This window comes from Bacillus cereus group sp. BceL220 (assembly GCF_051776965.1).
GTDB lineage: Bacteria > Bacillota > Bacilli > Bacillales > Bacillaceae_G > Bacillus_A > Bacillus_A cereus.
Genome location: NZ_JBPWBC010000020.1, coordinates 19,847 through 33,998 on the forward strand (window position 1 = coordinate 19,847; position 14,152 = coordinate 33,998).

Sequence of the window (14,152 nt, forward strand, 5' to 3'; positions counted from 1 at the left end):
TTTTTACTCTTTCAATCGAATAATACGTTGATTGGAGCTTCCGCGAAATGGAAGTGTTAAATCTTTTTTCTCAATTTCAAACCTTCCATCGACTAAAACATCCCCATAATGTAACAACTCTATCATATCATTATTTTGAGAACTCTGTATCTCTTCTAACGTATAACCTGTATACATCCATAGGTTTTTTTTCAAATCTTTCACGATTTTTGCTACCTTTTTCACTTCAGCAGCTTGAAAAAATGGATCTCCACCTGAAAATGTTACATCAGTTAATGGATTACTTGCAATCTCTTTCACAATTTCTTCTACTGTCATTTCCGTTCCGTTGCAAATATTCCACGATTTTGGATTATGGCAACCGACACAACGATGCGGACAGCCCGCAAAAAACACGACTGTCCGCAATCCTTCTCCATCTACTACACTATCATGAATAATATTCATCACTTTCATTTATGTTTCACCCGATCTATCTCTTCACTACGTTTCGCGCTATTCCACTTCGACATATCTCCTACAAGATAGCCTGTTATACGGCGAATTCTTTCTATATTAGCCTCATCTTCATTCCCGCAACTTGGACATTCATTTCCAATAACCCCGTGATAACTACAGCACTTACAACGGTCAACAGGATGATTAATTGAACCGTATCCAACGCCATGTTCTGCCATGGCTTGTACAATTTGTTTTAATGCCTTTTTGTTATGCATCGCTGCTCCGTCTAGTTCAATATACGTAATGTGTCCTCCATTACAGAGAGCATGAAACGGGCCTTCTAAACGGATTTTATTTATCGCTTGAATGTTATAATAAACTGGAATATGGAATGAATTCGTATAGTAATTATGGTTCGTTATACCGCTAATTACGCCAAATTCTTCTCTATCTTTTTTCACAAACTTTCCTGATAATCCTTCTGCTGGAGTTGCAATTATCGAGAAATTCAGTTGATGTTCTTCTGTCGCTTTATCCATTCTATCTCTCATAAAGGAAATAATTTCATACCCAAGTTTCCATGATTCTTCATCTTCCCCATGATGCTTTCCTGTTAAAGCTACTAAACATTCCGCAAGACCGATAAAACCAACACTTAACGTCCCTTGTTTTAAAATCGAAGCTACGGAGTCTTCAGGCTGCAATGCTTCTCCACCACGCCATACACCTTGTGAATATAAAAACTGAAAATCTCTTGCTCGCTTCGTACATTGATACGCAAATCTTTCTAATAACTGCTTAATTCCTAAATCTAAATAGTAGTTTAGCGCTTCAAAAAATGCTTCTTTTGAACCACTAATTAACGCTAATTTCACTAAATTGATAGACGTAAATGATAAATTCCCTCTACCAATCGCTGTTTCTTCTCCATGTATATTAGACATAACACGGGTACGACATCCCATGTAACATACTTCACTTTCTGGTCTTCCATCATAATGCACTGCATTAAACGGAGCATCTAAAAATGAAAAGTTAGGGAATAATCGCTCTGCAGTTGTCTCTAATGCTAATTCAAATAAATCGTAATTCGGATCACTTTCTTCAAAATTCACACCTTTTTTCATCTTGAAAATTTGAATCGGAAAAATTGGTGTCTCTCCTTTACCAAGTCCAGCTTGTGTCGCTTTTAATAGTTGTTTAATTAACATTCTTCCTTCTTTTGACGTATCTGTTCCGTAATTAATAGAAATAAACGGTACTTGTCCTCCGCCCCTACTATGCATACTATTCGAATTATGAACGAAAGCCTCACACGCTTGATACGTATCATTTTCCGTTTCTTTCCATGCAAATTCTTCTATTTGTTCTTTCGTAAGCGGATATGATTGTAATCGTTTTTTATGTCTCTCAATTGTTTTTCGTACATAAGGTGCTAAATCAATATCAAAGAGTGCAAACGATTGACCGCCATGCTGCATATTTTGATTCGCTTGAAAAATAATAGACGAAAGAGCCAATGCACTTTTAATGTCTTGTGGTTGTCTCATATGTCCATGTCCAGTATGAAAACCGTTAGCAAGCATTTGCGCTAACGGAATTTGCGAACAAGTCGTCGTTCCTGTCGCATAAAAATCTAAATCATGTGGATATAATATATTTTCATTTATCGCTTTTTTCACTTGATCTGACAATAAATTCTCAACAGCATAATATTTTGCACTCTCAGATGCGAACGTTCCCATTACACCCATTGGAGAGCGGCCGTCTACATTTGCATTTTCTTGCATTAAATCTTGTTCATTGCCGTGGACTATCGTCTCGAACACTTTCATTAATTCTTCTCCACGTGTATTATTTTGTAACATTTATAACCCTCCACCAATATGTTGTTGTCTTTTGATTAAAATGTTACTACATATAGTCTTGCTGTTTCTGCGAGAAATGTAACATTACTGTGAAATTTTTTTCACGAAATAATGAATTTTTCATTTACAAAAAAGAAATGTGCTCTTTACAAATGTATGGTACAATATACGGGAAAAACTCTTTTTACCCTTTATCAACACATTTGAATAAAGGAGACTGAACTTATGGTTACTACATATCTTTTATTTATCGTTGCCTACTTACTTGGCTCGATTCCATTTGCACTAGTTGTTGGAAAAATTGGCTACGGAATCGATATTCGTGAGCACGGGAGCGGTAATCTAGGCGGAACAAACACATTCCGTACATTAGGGAAAAAAGCAGGTTTTACCGTTACAATTGCTGACATTTTAAAAGGGACATTAGCAACAAGTCTACCAATGATTTTCGGATTAGATATTCACCCACTATGGTTCGGATTAGCGGCTGTTCTTGGACATGTCTACCCGATCTTCGCGAAATTCCGTGGTGGTAAAGCAGTTGCAACTTCTGCTGGGGTGCTATTATGCTATTCACCAGTTGTTTTTGCAATATTGGCTGTTGTATTTTTCACCCTTTTATTTACAACAAGATACGTATCACTTTCTTCTATGGTAACAGCAGTTGTTGCTGTTATTGCATCCATTGTTAGCGGGGATAAAATCTTCATTATTGCGATGTGTTTATTAGCAGGTATGGTTATTTATAAACACCGTGCAAATATCGGACGAATTATAAATAAAACTGAACCAAAAGCAAACTTTTCAAAAAAGCAAAAATAAGATCGTAACCCACATAACGCAAAAAGAAAACGTGAAGCATATTAATAGCGTCTTTTTGCGTTATTTTTTATACTAAAGAAAAAGCAACATAACTTGGAGGAACTATACATGAATCTTTCCGTAACAAAAGAAGCAGCACAATGGTATAAAACTGAATTAAACTTACAATCAAATGAAACACTACGCTTTTTCGTACAATACGGTGGTTGCAGTACTGTGCAAAAAGGACTTTCTTTAGGTATTCGTAAAGATGATCCTGCACACCCTGCTGTTCAAATTCAAGAAGAAGGTATTAACTTCTTTATTGAAGGCGATGATGAATGGTTCTTCGATGGACATAATTTATCTGTTACACTTAATGAAGGTGACGACTTCCCACAATTTAATTATGAAAAATAAAAAAGCGCGGCTTCTGCCACGCTTTTTTATTTTTTCTTAATTTCCTCATATTTCGCATACCACTCAGGATATAACTTTTTAAATGATACAGGGCGGAATCCTTCTTTTTTCGCACAAATATTCGTCGTACTTGCAGTAATACAAAGATCACCATCACCATTATATATTTCATATCCATATACAACGCGAAGCGGGCTCACAGTATCTACCCATGTTTTTACGATTGCCTTTTCTCCATAACGCATCGCTTTACGATATGAAATTTGTAAATCTAACACAGGAGAAATAATTCCTTCTTTCTCCATTTCAACATATGAAAAACCTAAATCTTGTATAAGTTTCGTGCGACCTAACTCAAGCCACACTAAGTAGTTTGAATGGTAAACAACACCCATTTGATCTGTTTCCGCATAACGGATTTCAACTTCATGTTCTGCTACAAACATATGTATTCGCCTTCTTTCACTTCTGCTACCTTGCATACATTTAATCATAATACAGTAACATCAAAAATAAAATAAAAACAGTGAATCTTTTACTGAAAGGAGCCAGCATATGATTCAAATTGTAACTGTTCGTAGTGGTGATAGCGTATATAGCTTGGCATCAAAATATGGATCAACACCTGACGAAATAGTAAAAGACAATGGACTAAATCCAGCTGAAACGCTCGTTGTTGGTCAGGCACTTATCGTTAATACGAAAGGAAATAATTATTATGTACAGCCTGGTGACAGCCTATATCGAATTTCTCAAACATATAATGTCCCCCTCGCTAGTTTAGCTAAAGTTAATAATTTATCTTTAAAATCTATTCTCCATGTCGGACAACAATTATATGTACCAAAAGGCACAAAACGAGCTGTAGAATCCATCGCTTATTTACAACCTTCAACTATACCGATTAAAGAGAGTTTAGTTAATGCGACACGCGCCATCAATCCATTTTTAACATACTTAGCCTATTTTAGTTTTGAGGCAAAAAGAGATGGCACATTAAAAGAACCTACTGAAACAGCTAAAATTGCTAATATTGCAACGCAAGGTAAAACAATCCCTATGCTCGTTATTACAAATATTGAAAATGGTAATTTCAGTGCCGATCTAACATCAGTTATTTTACGCGACGCAACGATTCAAAACAAATTTATTACTAACATTTTGCAAACAGCTCAAAAATATGGCATGCGAGACATTCATTTCGATTTCGAGAGTGTAGCACCTGAAGACCGCGAGGCGTATAATCGCTTTTTACGAAATGTAAAAACACGCTTACCTAGCGGGTACACATTGAGCACAACTCTCGTACCGAAAACAAGTTCAAATCAAAAGGGAAAATTTTTCGAAGCTCACGATTATAAAGCGCAAGGGCAAATTGTTGATTTCGTCGTCATTATGACATATGACTGGGGATGGCAAGGCGGTCCACCGATGGCGATTTCTCCTATCGGTCCAGTGAAAGAAGTACTTCAATATGCAAAATCTCAAATGCCTCCACAAAAAATTATGATGGGGCAAAATTTATACGGGTTTGATTGGAAGCTTCCATTTAAACAAGGAAATCCACCCGCAAAAGCAATTAGCTCTGTCGCAGCTGTTGCACTAGCTCGTAAATATAATGTTCCTATTCGTTATGATTTCACAGCCCAAGCTCCTCATTTTAATTATTTTGATGAAAACGGCGTGCAACACGAAGTTTGGTTTGAAGATTCACGGTCTGTTCAAAGTAAATTCAATTTAATGAAAGAACAAGGTATAGGTGGTATTAGTTACTGGAAAATCGGTTTACCATTCCCGCAAAATTGGCGTTTACTCGTTGAAAATTTCACGATTACGAAAAAGGGCTGACAAAAGTCAGCCCTTTTTTTCATATTACTGCTAAAAACTCATCTTTCATTTCCTCACAAAAAAGAAGAATGATAACATTCTCCTTTTTAACCGTTATCAACAATCGGTTGTTTACCTGTTTGATCTTGCATTTGCTTTCCTTTATTTCCACCAGCTTTTTTCGATTGTGTTCCAATATGATTTGGTGCAAAGTCTTTTGAATTTTTTTTCGGATTACCCATTACTATCGCCTCCTTAACACTAGTATCGTACTAGCGTTAAGAATTATTCAGCTTGCTTAAAAAGTTTCATTTCATAACGTTTTTCGATGCGCTCTTCAATGCGATCAATTGCATCACGATCGCTTAATAATTGTTGTTTATTTTCATTTACAAGTTCTTCAAACGATTTACGGCGACTTCTTCTCATGTTGTTCACCCTCTCTCCTTCGCTTTCTTATTACATAGTATGAGCAAACGAAAAACTCTTTAATCAGATTTGTAAGAAAATTTTATGTTTTAGTACTCCTAAAAAAACTCCGTGTACAATATATTGTACACGGAGTTTTTTATACCATAATATTTAAATACTCTTTCAACTTTTCATCTGCATTCATTTCATTTTCTTTATAATCATGAAGCGCCTGTAACACAAAATCATACTGTTCTAAAATATAACTTTCTAATTTCATAACATCCTCTAAGCTATTAAGCATAATTCTCGTATTACCAACTTCACTTTTTAACGCTGGTTCACATTTTAAGCTTGTACATATTTCTTTCACATCATCTTCTAATATCTCTGTTAATATATATTTCTTTCGCCCTTTTACCTTTACTCTCATAACTGGATAAAAAGCTTTTATATCTAAATAACTTCCTACATTCATACAACGTAGCCATTCTACATTACGTTTATTACGTGCAAGCATTTCTTTCACCGCTTCGTATACTACGATTTCATCAAGTGAGACCTTATTTACTTTTCTCTGTCCTTCTTCTTCAATAGCTGCACACTTTTGATAAACAGCAGCACACGTAATGCAATCGTCAAATGCATTATGAGAGCTTAAACGAATTCCAAGCATTCGCTTTAACGTTTCAAGTTTATGATTAGGCGCCTGCTTCATGTATTTCTTCGCTAAAAATACAGTATCAATTACTTTATTTTTAGGTTCAGGTAGCCCTAGCATATTTACATTACTTTTCAAAAAGCGCATATCAAAAGAAGCATTATGGGCCACAATAACATTTGTATGTAAAAATGCTAAAAATAAAGGTAATACCTCTTCAATCGTCGGTGCATCTGAAACACGATAATTGGTAATACCGGTTAAACTCGTTATTCGGTCCGGAATTGGCCGCTCTGGATTCACGTATGAAACAAATTGATCTACCAGTTCATGATTACGATATTTCACCGCTGCAACTTGAATAATTTTATCATTATAAGGGTTAAATCCTGTTGTTTCAAAATCAATTACAACATAATCTAACGGTAAGGATACATTCCCCACTCCATACACTCCTTTATCTCTAAACGATTATATTTCTTACATCATATCATGAAGTTATTACTACTTGAAAAAGAAAAGGCAGAAATGGGAACTCTCCACCTCTACCTTTTCACCATTATTTTAATTTAGCAACCCTTTTCTCCATCTCTTTTTGCGTCATCGGCCCAATAAACTTATCTTGAATGACACCTTTTGTATCTATAAAATACGAAGTTGGAATCGTAATTACTTTATACGCTGTTGTCACATCAATGTTCTTGTCCAATAAAATAGGAAAAGTAATTCCTTTTTCTTTAGCAAAATTGCTTACCTTTTCTTCCCCCCCACCTTTTTCTGAAGGCGTATAGTTGATTGCTAAAATTTCTACGTTTTCTTTATGTTCTTTATAGAAAGCCTCCATATCCGGCATTTCTTGTTGGCAAGGTCCACACCACGTTGCCCAAAAGTTTAAAATCACTTTCTTTCCTTTTAAATCTGATAGCTTTACATTCGTTCCATCTAACTTCGTTAATTCGAAGTCTGGCGCACTCTTCCCTATTTCAATACCATTCCTTGCGATAATCTCTTTCATCGCAGCTTCACTTTTTTCTTGCTTCACTTTTACCGCCTGCTCTTTATTACCAAACTGTTCATAAGCTGCGTATCCCGCTAAACAAAGTAACACTACAATAATCGTAAGCTTCCGCCACATTTTATATCACCCTAACGTATTATCTTCTTTTAACACATTCATCAAAATACTATATACCTTATTTTAGCTTATACGGACAAGCTTGGAAATATTCAGAGTCGAAATAATTAGAATATTCTTATTTAAAGTGTAATTTTTTCCTTTTTATCATATAATTAGAAAAACAGATGAAGTGTTGTTTATCTTCTTATGGGCCCATTCACCTTTTTACTTTCGTACTTATATAAACTTCAACAAAAGGGGGATTTTTTATGAATTCATTCGAAAAAATAACATTATATATTCTTAGTTTTCTTTTATACCCAATCGGTATTATTACATGGATCATTTCACTCTTTAGTAACGATCTTGAAAAAAAGAACATAGGGCGTATTTGTCTTTACATCTCTCTAGTCTCATTCGTCCTTTTCTTAATCCTTGGAATTGCAACTTTCCTTATGACTGCTACTTTTAACGTAGATCTAAATCATTCAGAATCTATCCAATATCAAATAAATGATGTTGAATAAAGATAAGGTCACTGCTCTTATCTTTATTCACATCTCTTTCAAAATGAATGACTATTTATTAATTCTTCAGGACTTCCACATGCAACAATACTTCCTTCTCTCATTATGACAACACGATCCGCTAGTATCACTTTCTCTACATCATGTGTTGCCACAATTCTCGTTACATCTCTTCCTAGTCCTTCAATCATATTCCAAACAGTTTCTTGATTACTCGGATCTAACCCCGCAGTCGGTTCATCTAAAATAATAAGATTCGGATTTGAACCAATTGCTCGTAATAATGCAAGACGTTTTCTTTCGCCTCCTGAAAACTCTTCACCGCTTTTATGTAGCACAGTTTGACTTCCTTCAGGTAACCCTCTAATAATCGGCGTTGCATTTATAAGTTCACTATTTTTTTCTAACTGATTTTCTAAACCCTCTTCCCCGAAATACATATTCTCTTTTACTGTCGTCCGAAAGAAACGAGGTTCTTGCCACACTGTAGTCATTCGAGCCTTTTGACCATAATAAACAACACTACCGTTAGATGGTTTATACAAACCTGTCATTAATTTTAAAAGTGTTGTTTTTCCTGCACCACTTTCTCCGACAATGATAACGAATTCACCAGGATTAATTTGCAAATCAATATTATTAATTCTACATTTCTCTTCTTCACTCTCCTGAAATGAAACATTTGTTATTATCATCCCCATCGCTCTTTCTACATTACTATCTGCCACTCTTTTATCTAAAAAGGAAAAAACTCTATTTGCCGAAGCGACTGCAACTTGTGTCATCATTAATAAATCGCCCACGTAACAGACTGGGAAAAAGAGCATTTCAATTGTAGCTAACACTGCAACAAGTGAACCAACTTCCATTTCCCCTTTCATTATTTTTTGTGCGCCTACAATGAGAACAACGATATATGCTCCTGTTTCAATCACTGTTCCAACTACTCCAATGCAATGTTGCATCATCGTCTTCTTTACTTCCGATTTATAAGATTGTGCCGTTACTCCTTTAAATAAGCGAATGGCCCATTTTTCTTTTTGTACACTACGTAAATCTTGTATACCCTTTACAAACTGTGACACCATCTCTACAACACTCGATTGATTTTTTTGAGCAATGCTTGCAATATCCCTTACCTTTTCTCCCATCAGTATTGGAACAATTGCACTGAAAAATAAAAACGGAGTTACCCACAATATAAACTGTATATCTATATGTTGTAGTGCTATGAAAGCTCCAATAAATTGGGCAATAGCGTGTATATACTCTATTAATATAGAACCATATAATCTGACCCAGTTCGGAATATCAGATACGACCAAAGTTTCTAACTCCCCTTGCTTAATCTTCTCACTCTCTTCAAACGGTAATGAGAAATAGTGACGCAATAATTCTATACGTTTCGTTTGTAATATACGTTGACTGGCTTTTGAGCTTATATAACCAAATAAAAGATTGTTCGTCCACATTAAAAAGCGAATACCCGCAAACAAAGCTATATATAAATACGCACCTTTTAGCTCCCTTTGAATAAGATTGTCTACAATTAATCCCATGAAAATTGGGCGTGATAAATTTAAAATGGCAGCAATTATCCCACTACATACAGCTGCCATTACTAATATTTTCTCTTTTCGTAACGGCCACAATATTCTTTTATATTCTTTCATGACGTTCCCTCCACTTTTCGTAGTAAAAAGAAAGGGATGAAACCATATGGTTTCATCCCTTTCCATAAAATAAGGAAGCTAACTATTGTTAGCTTCCTTATTTTTCATTTCAATTATTTAGTTTGACACTTTTGACTCTTCGATTTTCTCACGAAGAACCATTTGCAGAATACCACCGTGACGGTAGTAGTCAATTTCTACTTCACTATCGAAACGAGCTACTACTTCAAATTGTTTTTCGTTGCCATCTAAATCAGTTGCAACTACTTTTACAAGATCGCGCGGTCTAACTGTTTTGTCAATTTGAATTTCAAATGACTCGTTACCAACAAGACCTAACGTTTCAGCACTTTCGCCATCTTTAAATTGAAGTGGTAATACACCCATTAATACTAAGTTACTGCGGTGAATACGTTCGAAGCTTTCTGCGATTACTGCTTTAATACCTAATAAGTTAGTACCTTTCGCAGCCCAGTCACGAGAACTTCCCATACCGTAATCTTTACCAGCAACAACTAGAAGACCTGTTCCATCTTCTTTATATTTCATAGCAGCATCATAGATTGATGTTACTTCACCAGTTGGCCAATATGTTGTATATCCACCTTCTGTTCCTGGTGCGATTTGGTTTTTAATACGGATGTTTGCAAATGTACCACGCATCATAACTTCATGGTTACCACGACGAGAACCGTAAGAGTTAAAGTCAACTGGTTGTACGCCGTTTTCTAATAAGTAGCGTCCAGCTGGTGTGTGCTTACCAATTGAACCTGCTGGTGAAATGTGGTCTGTCGTTACAGAATCACCAAATTTACCAACTATGCGTAAACCTGATAACGTTTCAACTTCACCTGGCTCTTTAGATAAACCTTCAAAGAATGGTGGGTTTTGAATGTATGTTGAATCATTATCCCAAGTATATAAAGCTTCGTTTGAAGTTTGGATTTCATTCCAACGCTCATTGCTGTTAAATACTTGTGCATATTCTTTCTTGAACAGTTCAGATGTAACAACACTTTGAACTACATCTTCAATTTCTTTAGCTGATGGCCAAATATCGTTGAAGTAAACAGCATTGCCATTTGCATCTTTACCGATTTCATCATTTTTTAGGTCAATATCAACAGTACCTGCAAGTGCATATGCCACAACAAGTGGTGGTGATGCTAAGTAGTTTGCTTTTACAAGAGGATGAATACGACCTTCAAAGTTACGGTTACCAGATAAAACAGATGTTACTAGTAAGTCGTTTGCTGCGATTGATTCTTCTAATTCTGGCGCTAATGGACCAGAGTTACCGATACAAGTCGTACAGCCGTAACCAACTGTTTGGAAACCTAATTGGTCTAAATATGTTGTTAAACCTGATTTATCTAAGTACTCAGTAACAACTTTAGATCCTGGTGCTAATGATGTTTTTACGTACTCAGGTACTACAAGTCCTTTTTCAATTGCTTTCTTCGCAACTAGACCTGCCCCGATTAATACGTATGGGTTTGATGTATTTGTACAGCTTGTAATTGCAGCGATTGCAATTGCACCTGTTTTCATCGTTACTTCTTTATCTTCTAATGTAACCTTCACTTCTTTATCGAACTCTTGCTCATTAAATCCAAGTCCTTGTGTTCCAACTGGTGCTAAAACAGCTTTTTGGAACGCATCTTTCATATCTGAAAGTGGAATTAAATCTTGTGGGCGTTTCGGTCCAGAAAGGTTAGATTCGATTGTATTTAAATCAATTTCAACAAGATCAGTGTAGATTGGATCTTTACTGTCTGCTGTATAGAATAAACCGTTCGCTTTACAGTATTCTTCAACAATACGAATTTGCTCTTCATCTCTACCTGTTAAACGTAAGTATTCTAATGAAATATCATCGATTGGGAAGAATCCACAAGTTGCGCCGTATTCTGGTGCCATATTTGAAATTGTTGCACGGTCAGCTAAAGGCATGCTCTTTAGTCCATTACCGAAGAACTCAACAAATTTACCAACTACACCTTTTTGACGTAATACTTGTGTTACTTTTAATGCAACGTCTGTTGCTGTAGTACCACTTGGAAGTGTGCCAGTTAATTTCACACCGATTACTTCAGGTACTGGGAAGTATGAAGGCTGTCCAAGCATTCCTGCTTCTGCTTCAATACCACCAACGCCCCATCCAAGAACGCCGATACCGTTAATCATTGTTGTATGTGAGTCTGTTCCAACTAATGAATCTGGGTATGCAACTAAGTCACCTTCAGCATTTTTCACAGCATGAACAACTGGTGCTAAATATTCAAGGTTTACTTGGTGTACAATGCCTGTAGCTGGTGGAACTGCACGGTAGTTATCAAATGATTTTTGTGCCCAGCTTAAAAATTTATAACGTTCTTCATTACGTTTAAACTCTAAGTCCATGTTGAATGCAAGCGCGTCTGCCGTACCCGCTCTATCAACCTGTACAGAGTGGTCAATTACAAGGTCTACAGTAATTTCAGGATTAATTTTGTCAGGATCCCCACCCATGTCTGCCATTGCTTTACGAAGCGAAGCCAAATCAACAACAGCTGGAACACCAGTGAAATCTTGTAAAATTACACGAGATGGTTTAAATGGAACATCGATATCTTGCACATCTTTCGTTCCCCATTTCGCTAAATTTGTAACATGCTCTTCTGTGATTACACGTCCGTCTACTTGACGAAGTACTGATTCAAGTAAAACTTTCACGGAATATGGTAATTGAGATACGTTGCCAACCCCTGCATTTTCAAGCGCTTTCAAATCATAATAATGATACGTTTTTCCATCTACTTCAAAAGTTGCACGTGATTGAAATGGATTATGTTTGACCATTATGTTTCCCCCCTGTTAAACGTGACTAAGTTGTCTGAATATAAAATGTAGACAAACTTTTCAATACCTTACGATAATATCTTATTACAACTTTCTAAATAAGTAAATAATAAGAAACTTATAGATTATCATAAGTTTTCTTTATGTTTCTAAATTTGAATAGCTTTCATGCTCCTTATGAATACTATTATCATAAAGTAAAGTGCTCTATCAGCGGTTTACTTACAGTTCATACATACTATGAACTGCTCATCATTCAACATACAAAAAATGTTATAGAGGTGAAATAAAATGGGTAAAAGAAAAGCAAATCATACTATTTCAGGAATGAATGCTGCATCTGCACAAGGACAAGGAACTGGTTACAATGAAGAATTTGCAAACGAGCCTTTAACTCCAGCAGAGCGACAAAATAATAAGAAACGTAAAAAGAACCAGTAAAGAAAAATCCCAAAAGGTCTATTTTCCTTTTGGGATTTCTTCTAATGTTTATAACGTAGTAATTCCGAAACCGTTACAAATCGATAGCCCTGTTTTTTCAGCTCAGGTAAAATTTTTGCTAGCGCTGCTACCGTTTGACTACGATCATTCCCTCCATCATGTAACAATACAATATCGCCACTTTTAGCATTTTTCACTACATGATTTACAATGGATTCAACCCCTGGATTTGCCCAATCACGCGGGTCTTGATGCCACGACCATAGAACAGTTTGATAGCCAGCCTCTTTCGCTGTTTTAAATACAGCATCGTTAATATATCCGCCAGGAGGACGGAATAGCAAAGGTTCTTTCACCCATTTTTCAAAAAATTTCTTTCCATCTAAAATATCATTTTCTAATTTTTCATCTGACGAATTACTTGCATACAAATGATTCATCGTATGATTTCCAATTTCATGTCCCTCTTTTAACACTTGCTTCACTAAATATGGATTACGCTGAACTCGAAATCCAATCATAAAAAATGTCGCTTCCGCCTTATATTGACGTAATAAATCTAAAACTTGTGGTGTATACGTTGGATCTGGCCCATCATCAAATGTAATTGCAATAATTTTTTCATTATTAGGTACTTCCCATGTTACATAACCAGTTGGTTCTAACTCTTTTCTGAGCAACATTTTCGCTTCCACTTTTTCCACTTGAAATATATGTACTGCACATAGCAAAGAAAAAACTAATAGAAAAATTTTCTGTTTTAGCATAACGTTCACTAAAGCAGCAAGGTTGTCAAATAGACAACAACCTCATTTACTTTTCTAATTGATCTACATTTCGCATTATATTTTGGAGATTATTTTCATATTGCTCAAGTTGTGGACGTTGTGTTTCTGAAGCTACCTCTAGTGCATTTTGAATTTGTTCATATGCTTCCTGAACCTCTTGGCGTAACTCTTTTAAATCATGACCGTAGTTAGGGTCATTTTTCACAATATTATTAAATGCATTTTCTGCTTGTGTAACTCCTTGCTGTGCCGCTTGAAAGGCTTGTTGCTTATCTTTATGATATGGCATTATATAATCCCCTTTCTATAATTGTTAGTCCCCTTTATCTTTACCTT

16 protein-coding genes are annotated in these 14,152 nt (G+C 35.8%); 5 read left to right on the top strand and 11 right to left on the bottom strand.

What is annotated here, in order from left to right; all coding sequences use genetic code 11:
- Positions 1-3: 3 nt before the first annotated feature.
- Together nrdG and ACS2FK_RS27555 are read right to left on the bottom strand one after the other, a co-directional pair.
- Positions 4-456 (bottom strand): anaerobic ribonucleoside-triphosphate reductase activating protein, encoded by a 453-nt coding sequence (gene nrdG, locus ACS2FK_RS27550; RefSeq protein WP_000867078.1) that lies wholly within the window; start codon positions 454-456, stop codon positions 4-6.
- Entirely contained in the window at positions 453-2,309 is a 1,857-nt protein-coding gene (locus ACS2FK_RS27555) for an anaerobic ribonucleoside triphosphate reductase (protein WP_000940082.1), read from the bottom strand. The genes nrdG and ACS2FK_RS27555 overlap by 4 nt, the downstream gene beginning before the upstream one ends.
- A 225-nt stretch (positions 2,310-2,534) precedes the next feature.
- Here ACS2FK_RS27555 and plsY point away from each other — a divergent pair, with 225 nt between their 5' ends.
- Both plsY and ACS2FK_RS27565 read left to right on the top strand, forming a co-directional pair.
- Positions 2,535-3,131, top strand: coding sequence for a glycerol-3-phosphate 1-O-acyltransferase PlsY (gene plsY, locus ACS2FK_RS27560; RefSeq protein WP_000258974.1), 597 nt, complete (start codon positions 2,535-2,537; stop codon positions 3,129-3,131).
- A gap of 108 nt (positions 3,132-3,239) precedes the next feature.
- Entirely contained in the window at positions 3,240-3,530 is a 291-nt protein-coding gene (locus tag ACS2FK_RS27565; RefSeq protein ID WP_001054455.1) for a HesB/YadR/YfhF family protein, read from the top strand.
- Positions 3,531-3,556: 26 nt separating this feature from the next.
- On the opposite strand, the gene ACS2FK_RS27570 is transcribed toward ACS2FK_RS27565, so the two are convergent.
- A complete protein-coding gene (locus ACS2FK_RS27570; RefSeq protein WP_000495808.1) occupies positions 3,557-3,976 on the bottom strand; it encodes an acyl-CoA thioesterase in 420 nt (139 codons plus the stop codon).
- A gap of 109 nt (positions 3,977-4,085) precedes the next feature.
- On the opposite strand from ACS2FK_RS27570, the gene ACS2FK_RS27575 reads away from it, so the two are divergent.
- Positions 4,086-5,378 (top strand): glycosyl hydrolase family 18 protein, encoded by a 1,293-nt coding sequence (locus ACS2FK_RS27575; RefSeq protein WP_000614858.1) that lies wholly within the window; start codon positions 4,086-4,088, stop codon positions 5,376-5,378.
- A gap of 86 nt (positions 5,379-5,464) precedes the next feature.
- Here ACS2FK_RS27575 and sspN read toward each other — a convergent pair whose 3' ends face one another.
- From sspN to ACS2FK_RS27595, 4 genes are all read right to left on the bottom strand, one after another.
- Complete coding sequence (gene sspN / locus ACS2FK_RS27580; RefSeq protein WP_000527987.1) at positions 5,465-5,599, bottom strand: acid-soluble spore protein SspN; 135 nt, start codon at positions 5,597-5,599, stop codon at positions 5,465-5,467.
- Positions 5,600-5,642: 43 nt separating this feature from the next.
- Positions 5,643-5,786 carry an FbpB family small basic protein gene (locus ACS2FK_RS27585; RefSeq protein WP_001254699.1) on the bottom strand — a complete coding sequence of 48 codons (144 nt, stop codon included), beginning with the start codon at positions 5,784-5,786 and terminating at the stop codon, positions 5,643-5,645.
- A gap of 139 nt (positions 5,787-5,925) precedes the next feature.
- Positions 5,926-6,873, bottom strand: a complete 948-nt coding sequence (locus ACS2FK_RS27590) for a 3'-5' exonuclease (RefSeq protein WP_063548329.1) — start codon at positions 6,871-6,873, stop codon at positions 5,926-5,928.
- A 115-nt stretch (positions 6,874-6,988) separates the two neighbouring features.
- Positions 6,989-7,564, bottom strand: coding sequence for a redoxin domain-containing protein (locus ACS2FK_RS27595; RefSeq protein WP_000269083.1), 576 nt, complete (start codon positions 7,562-7,564; stop codon positions 6,989-6,991).
- A gap of 251 nt (positions 7,565-7,815) precedes the next feature.
- Between ACS2FK_RS27595 and ACS2FK_RS27600 the strand changes: the two genes are divergently transcribed.
- Positions 7,816-8,073, top strand: coding sequence for a hypothetical protein (locus ACS2FK_RS27600; protein ID WP_016123225.1), 258 nt, complete (start codon positions 7,816-7,818; stop codon positions 8,071-8,073).
- Between the two features lie 38 nt (positions 8,074-8,111).
- On the opposite strand, the gene ACS2FK_RS27605 is transcribed toward ACS2FK_RS27600, so the two are convergent.
- Positions 8,112-9,746, bottom strand: a complete 1,635-nt coding sequence (locus tag ACS2FK_RS27605) for an ABC transporter ATP-binding protein (RefSeq protein WP_063548331.1) — start codon at positions 9,744-9,746, stop codon at positions 8,112-8,114.
- Between the two features lie 117 nt (positions 9,747-9,863).
- Positions 9,864-12,587, bottom strand: coding sequence for an aconitate hydratase AcnA (gene acnA, locus ACS2FK_RS27610; RefSeq protein WP_063548333.1), 2,724 nt, complete (start codon positions 12,585-12,587; stop codon positions 9,864-9,866).
- A 291-nt stretch (positions 12,588-12,878) separates the two neighbouring features.
- On the opposite strand from acnA, the gene sspO reads away from it, so the two are divergent.
- Positions 12,879-13,028, top strand: a complete 150-nt coding sequence (gene sspO, locus ACS2FK_RS27615) for an acid-soluble spore protein SspO (protein WP_000518057.1) — start codon at positions 12,879-12,881, stop codon at positions 13,026-13,028.
- A 41-nt stretch (positions 13,029-13,069) separates the two neighbouring features.
- On the opposite strand, the gene pdaB is transcribed toward sspO, so the two are convergent.
- Both pdaB and ACS2FK_RS27625 read right to left on the bottom strand, forming a co-directional pair.
- Positions 13,070-13,795: a polysaccharide deacetylase family sporulation protein PdaB gene (gene pdaB, locus ACS2FK_RS27620; protein ID WP_061665781.1), complete on the bottom strand. Its 726-nt coding sequence runs from the start codon at positions 13,793-13,795 to the stop codon at positions 13,070-13,072.
- 46 nt (positions 13,796-13,841) lie between these two features.
- Complete coding sequence (locus tag ACS2FK_RS27625) at positions 13,842-14,105, bottom strand: hypothetical protein (protein ID WP_001146295.1); 264 nt, start codon at positions 14,103-14,105, stop codon at positions 13,842-13,844.
- Positions 14,106-14,152: the final 47 nt, after the last annotated feature.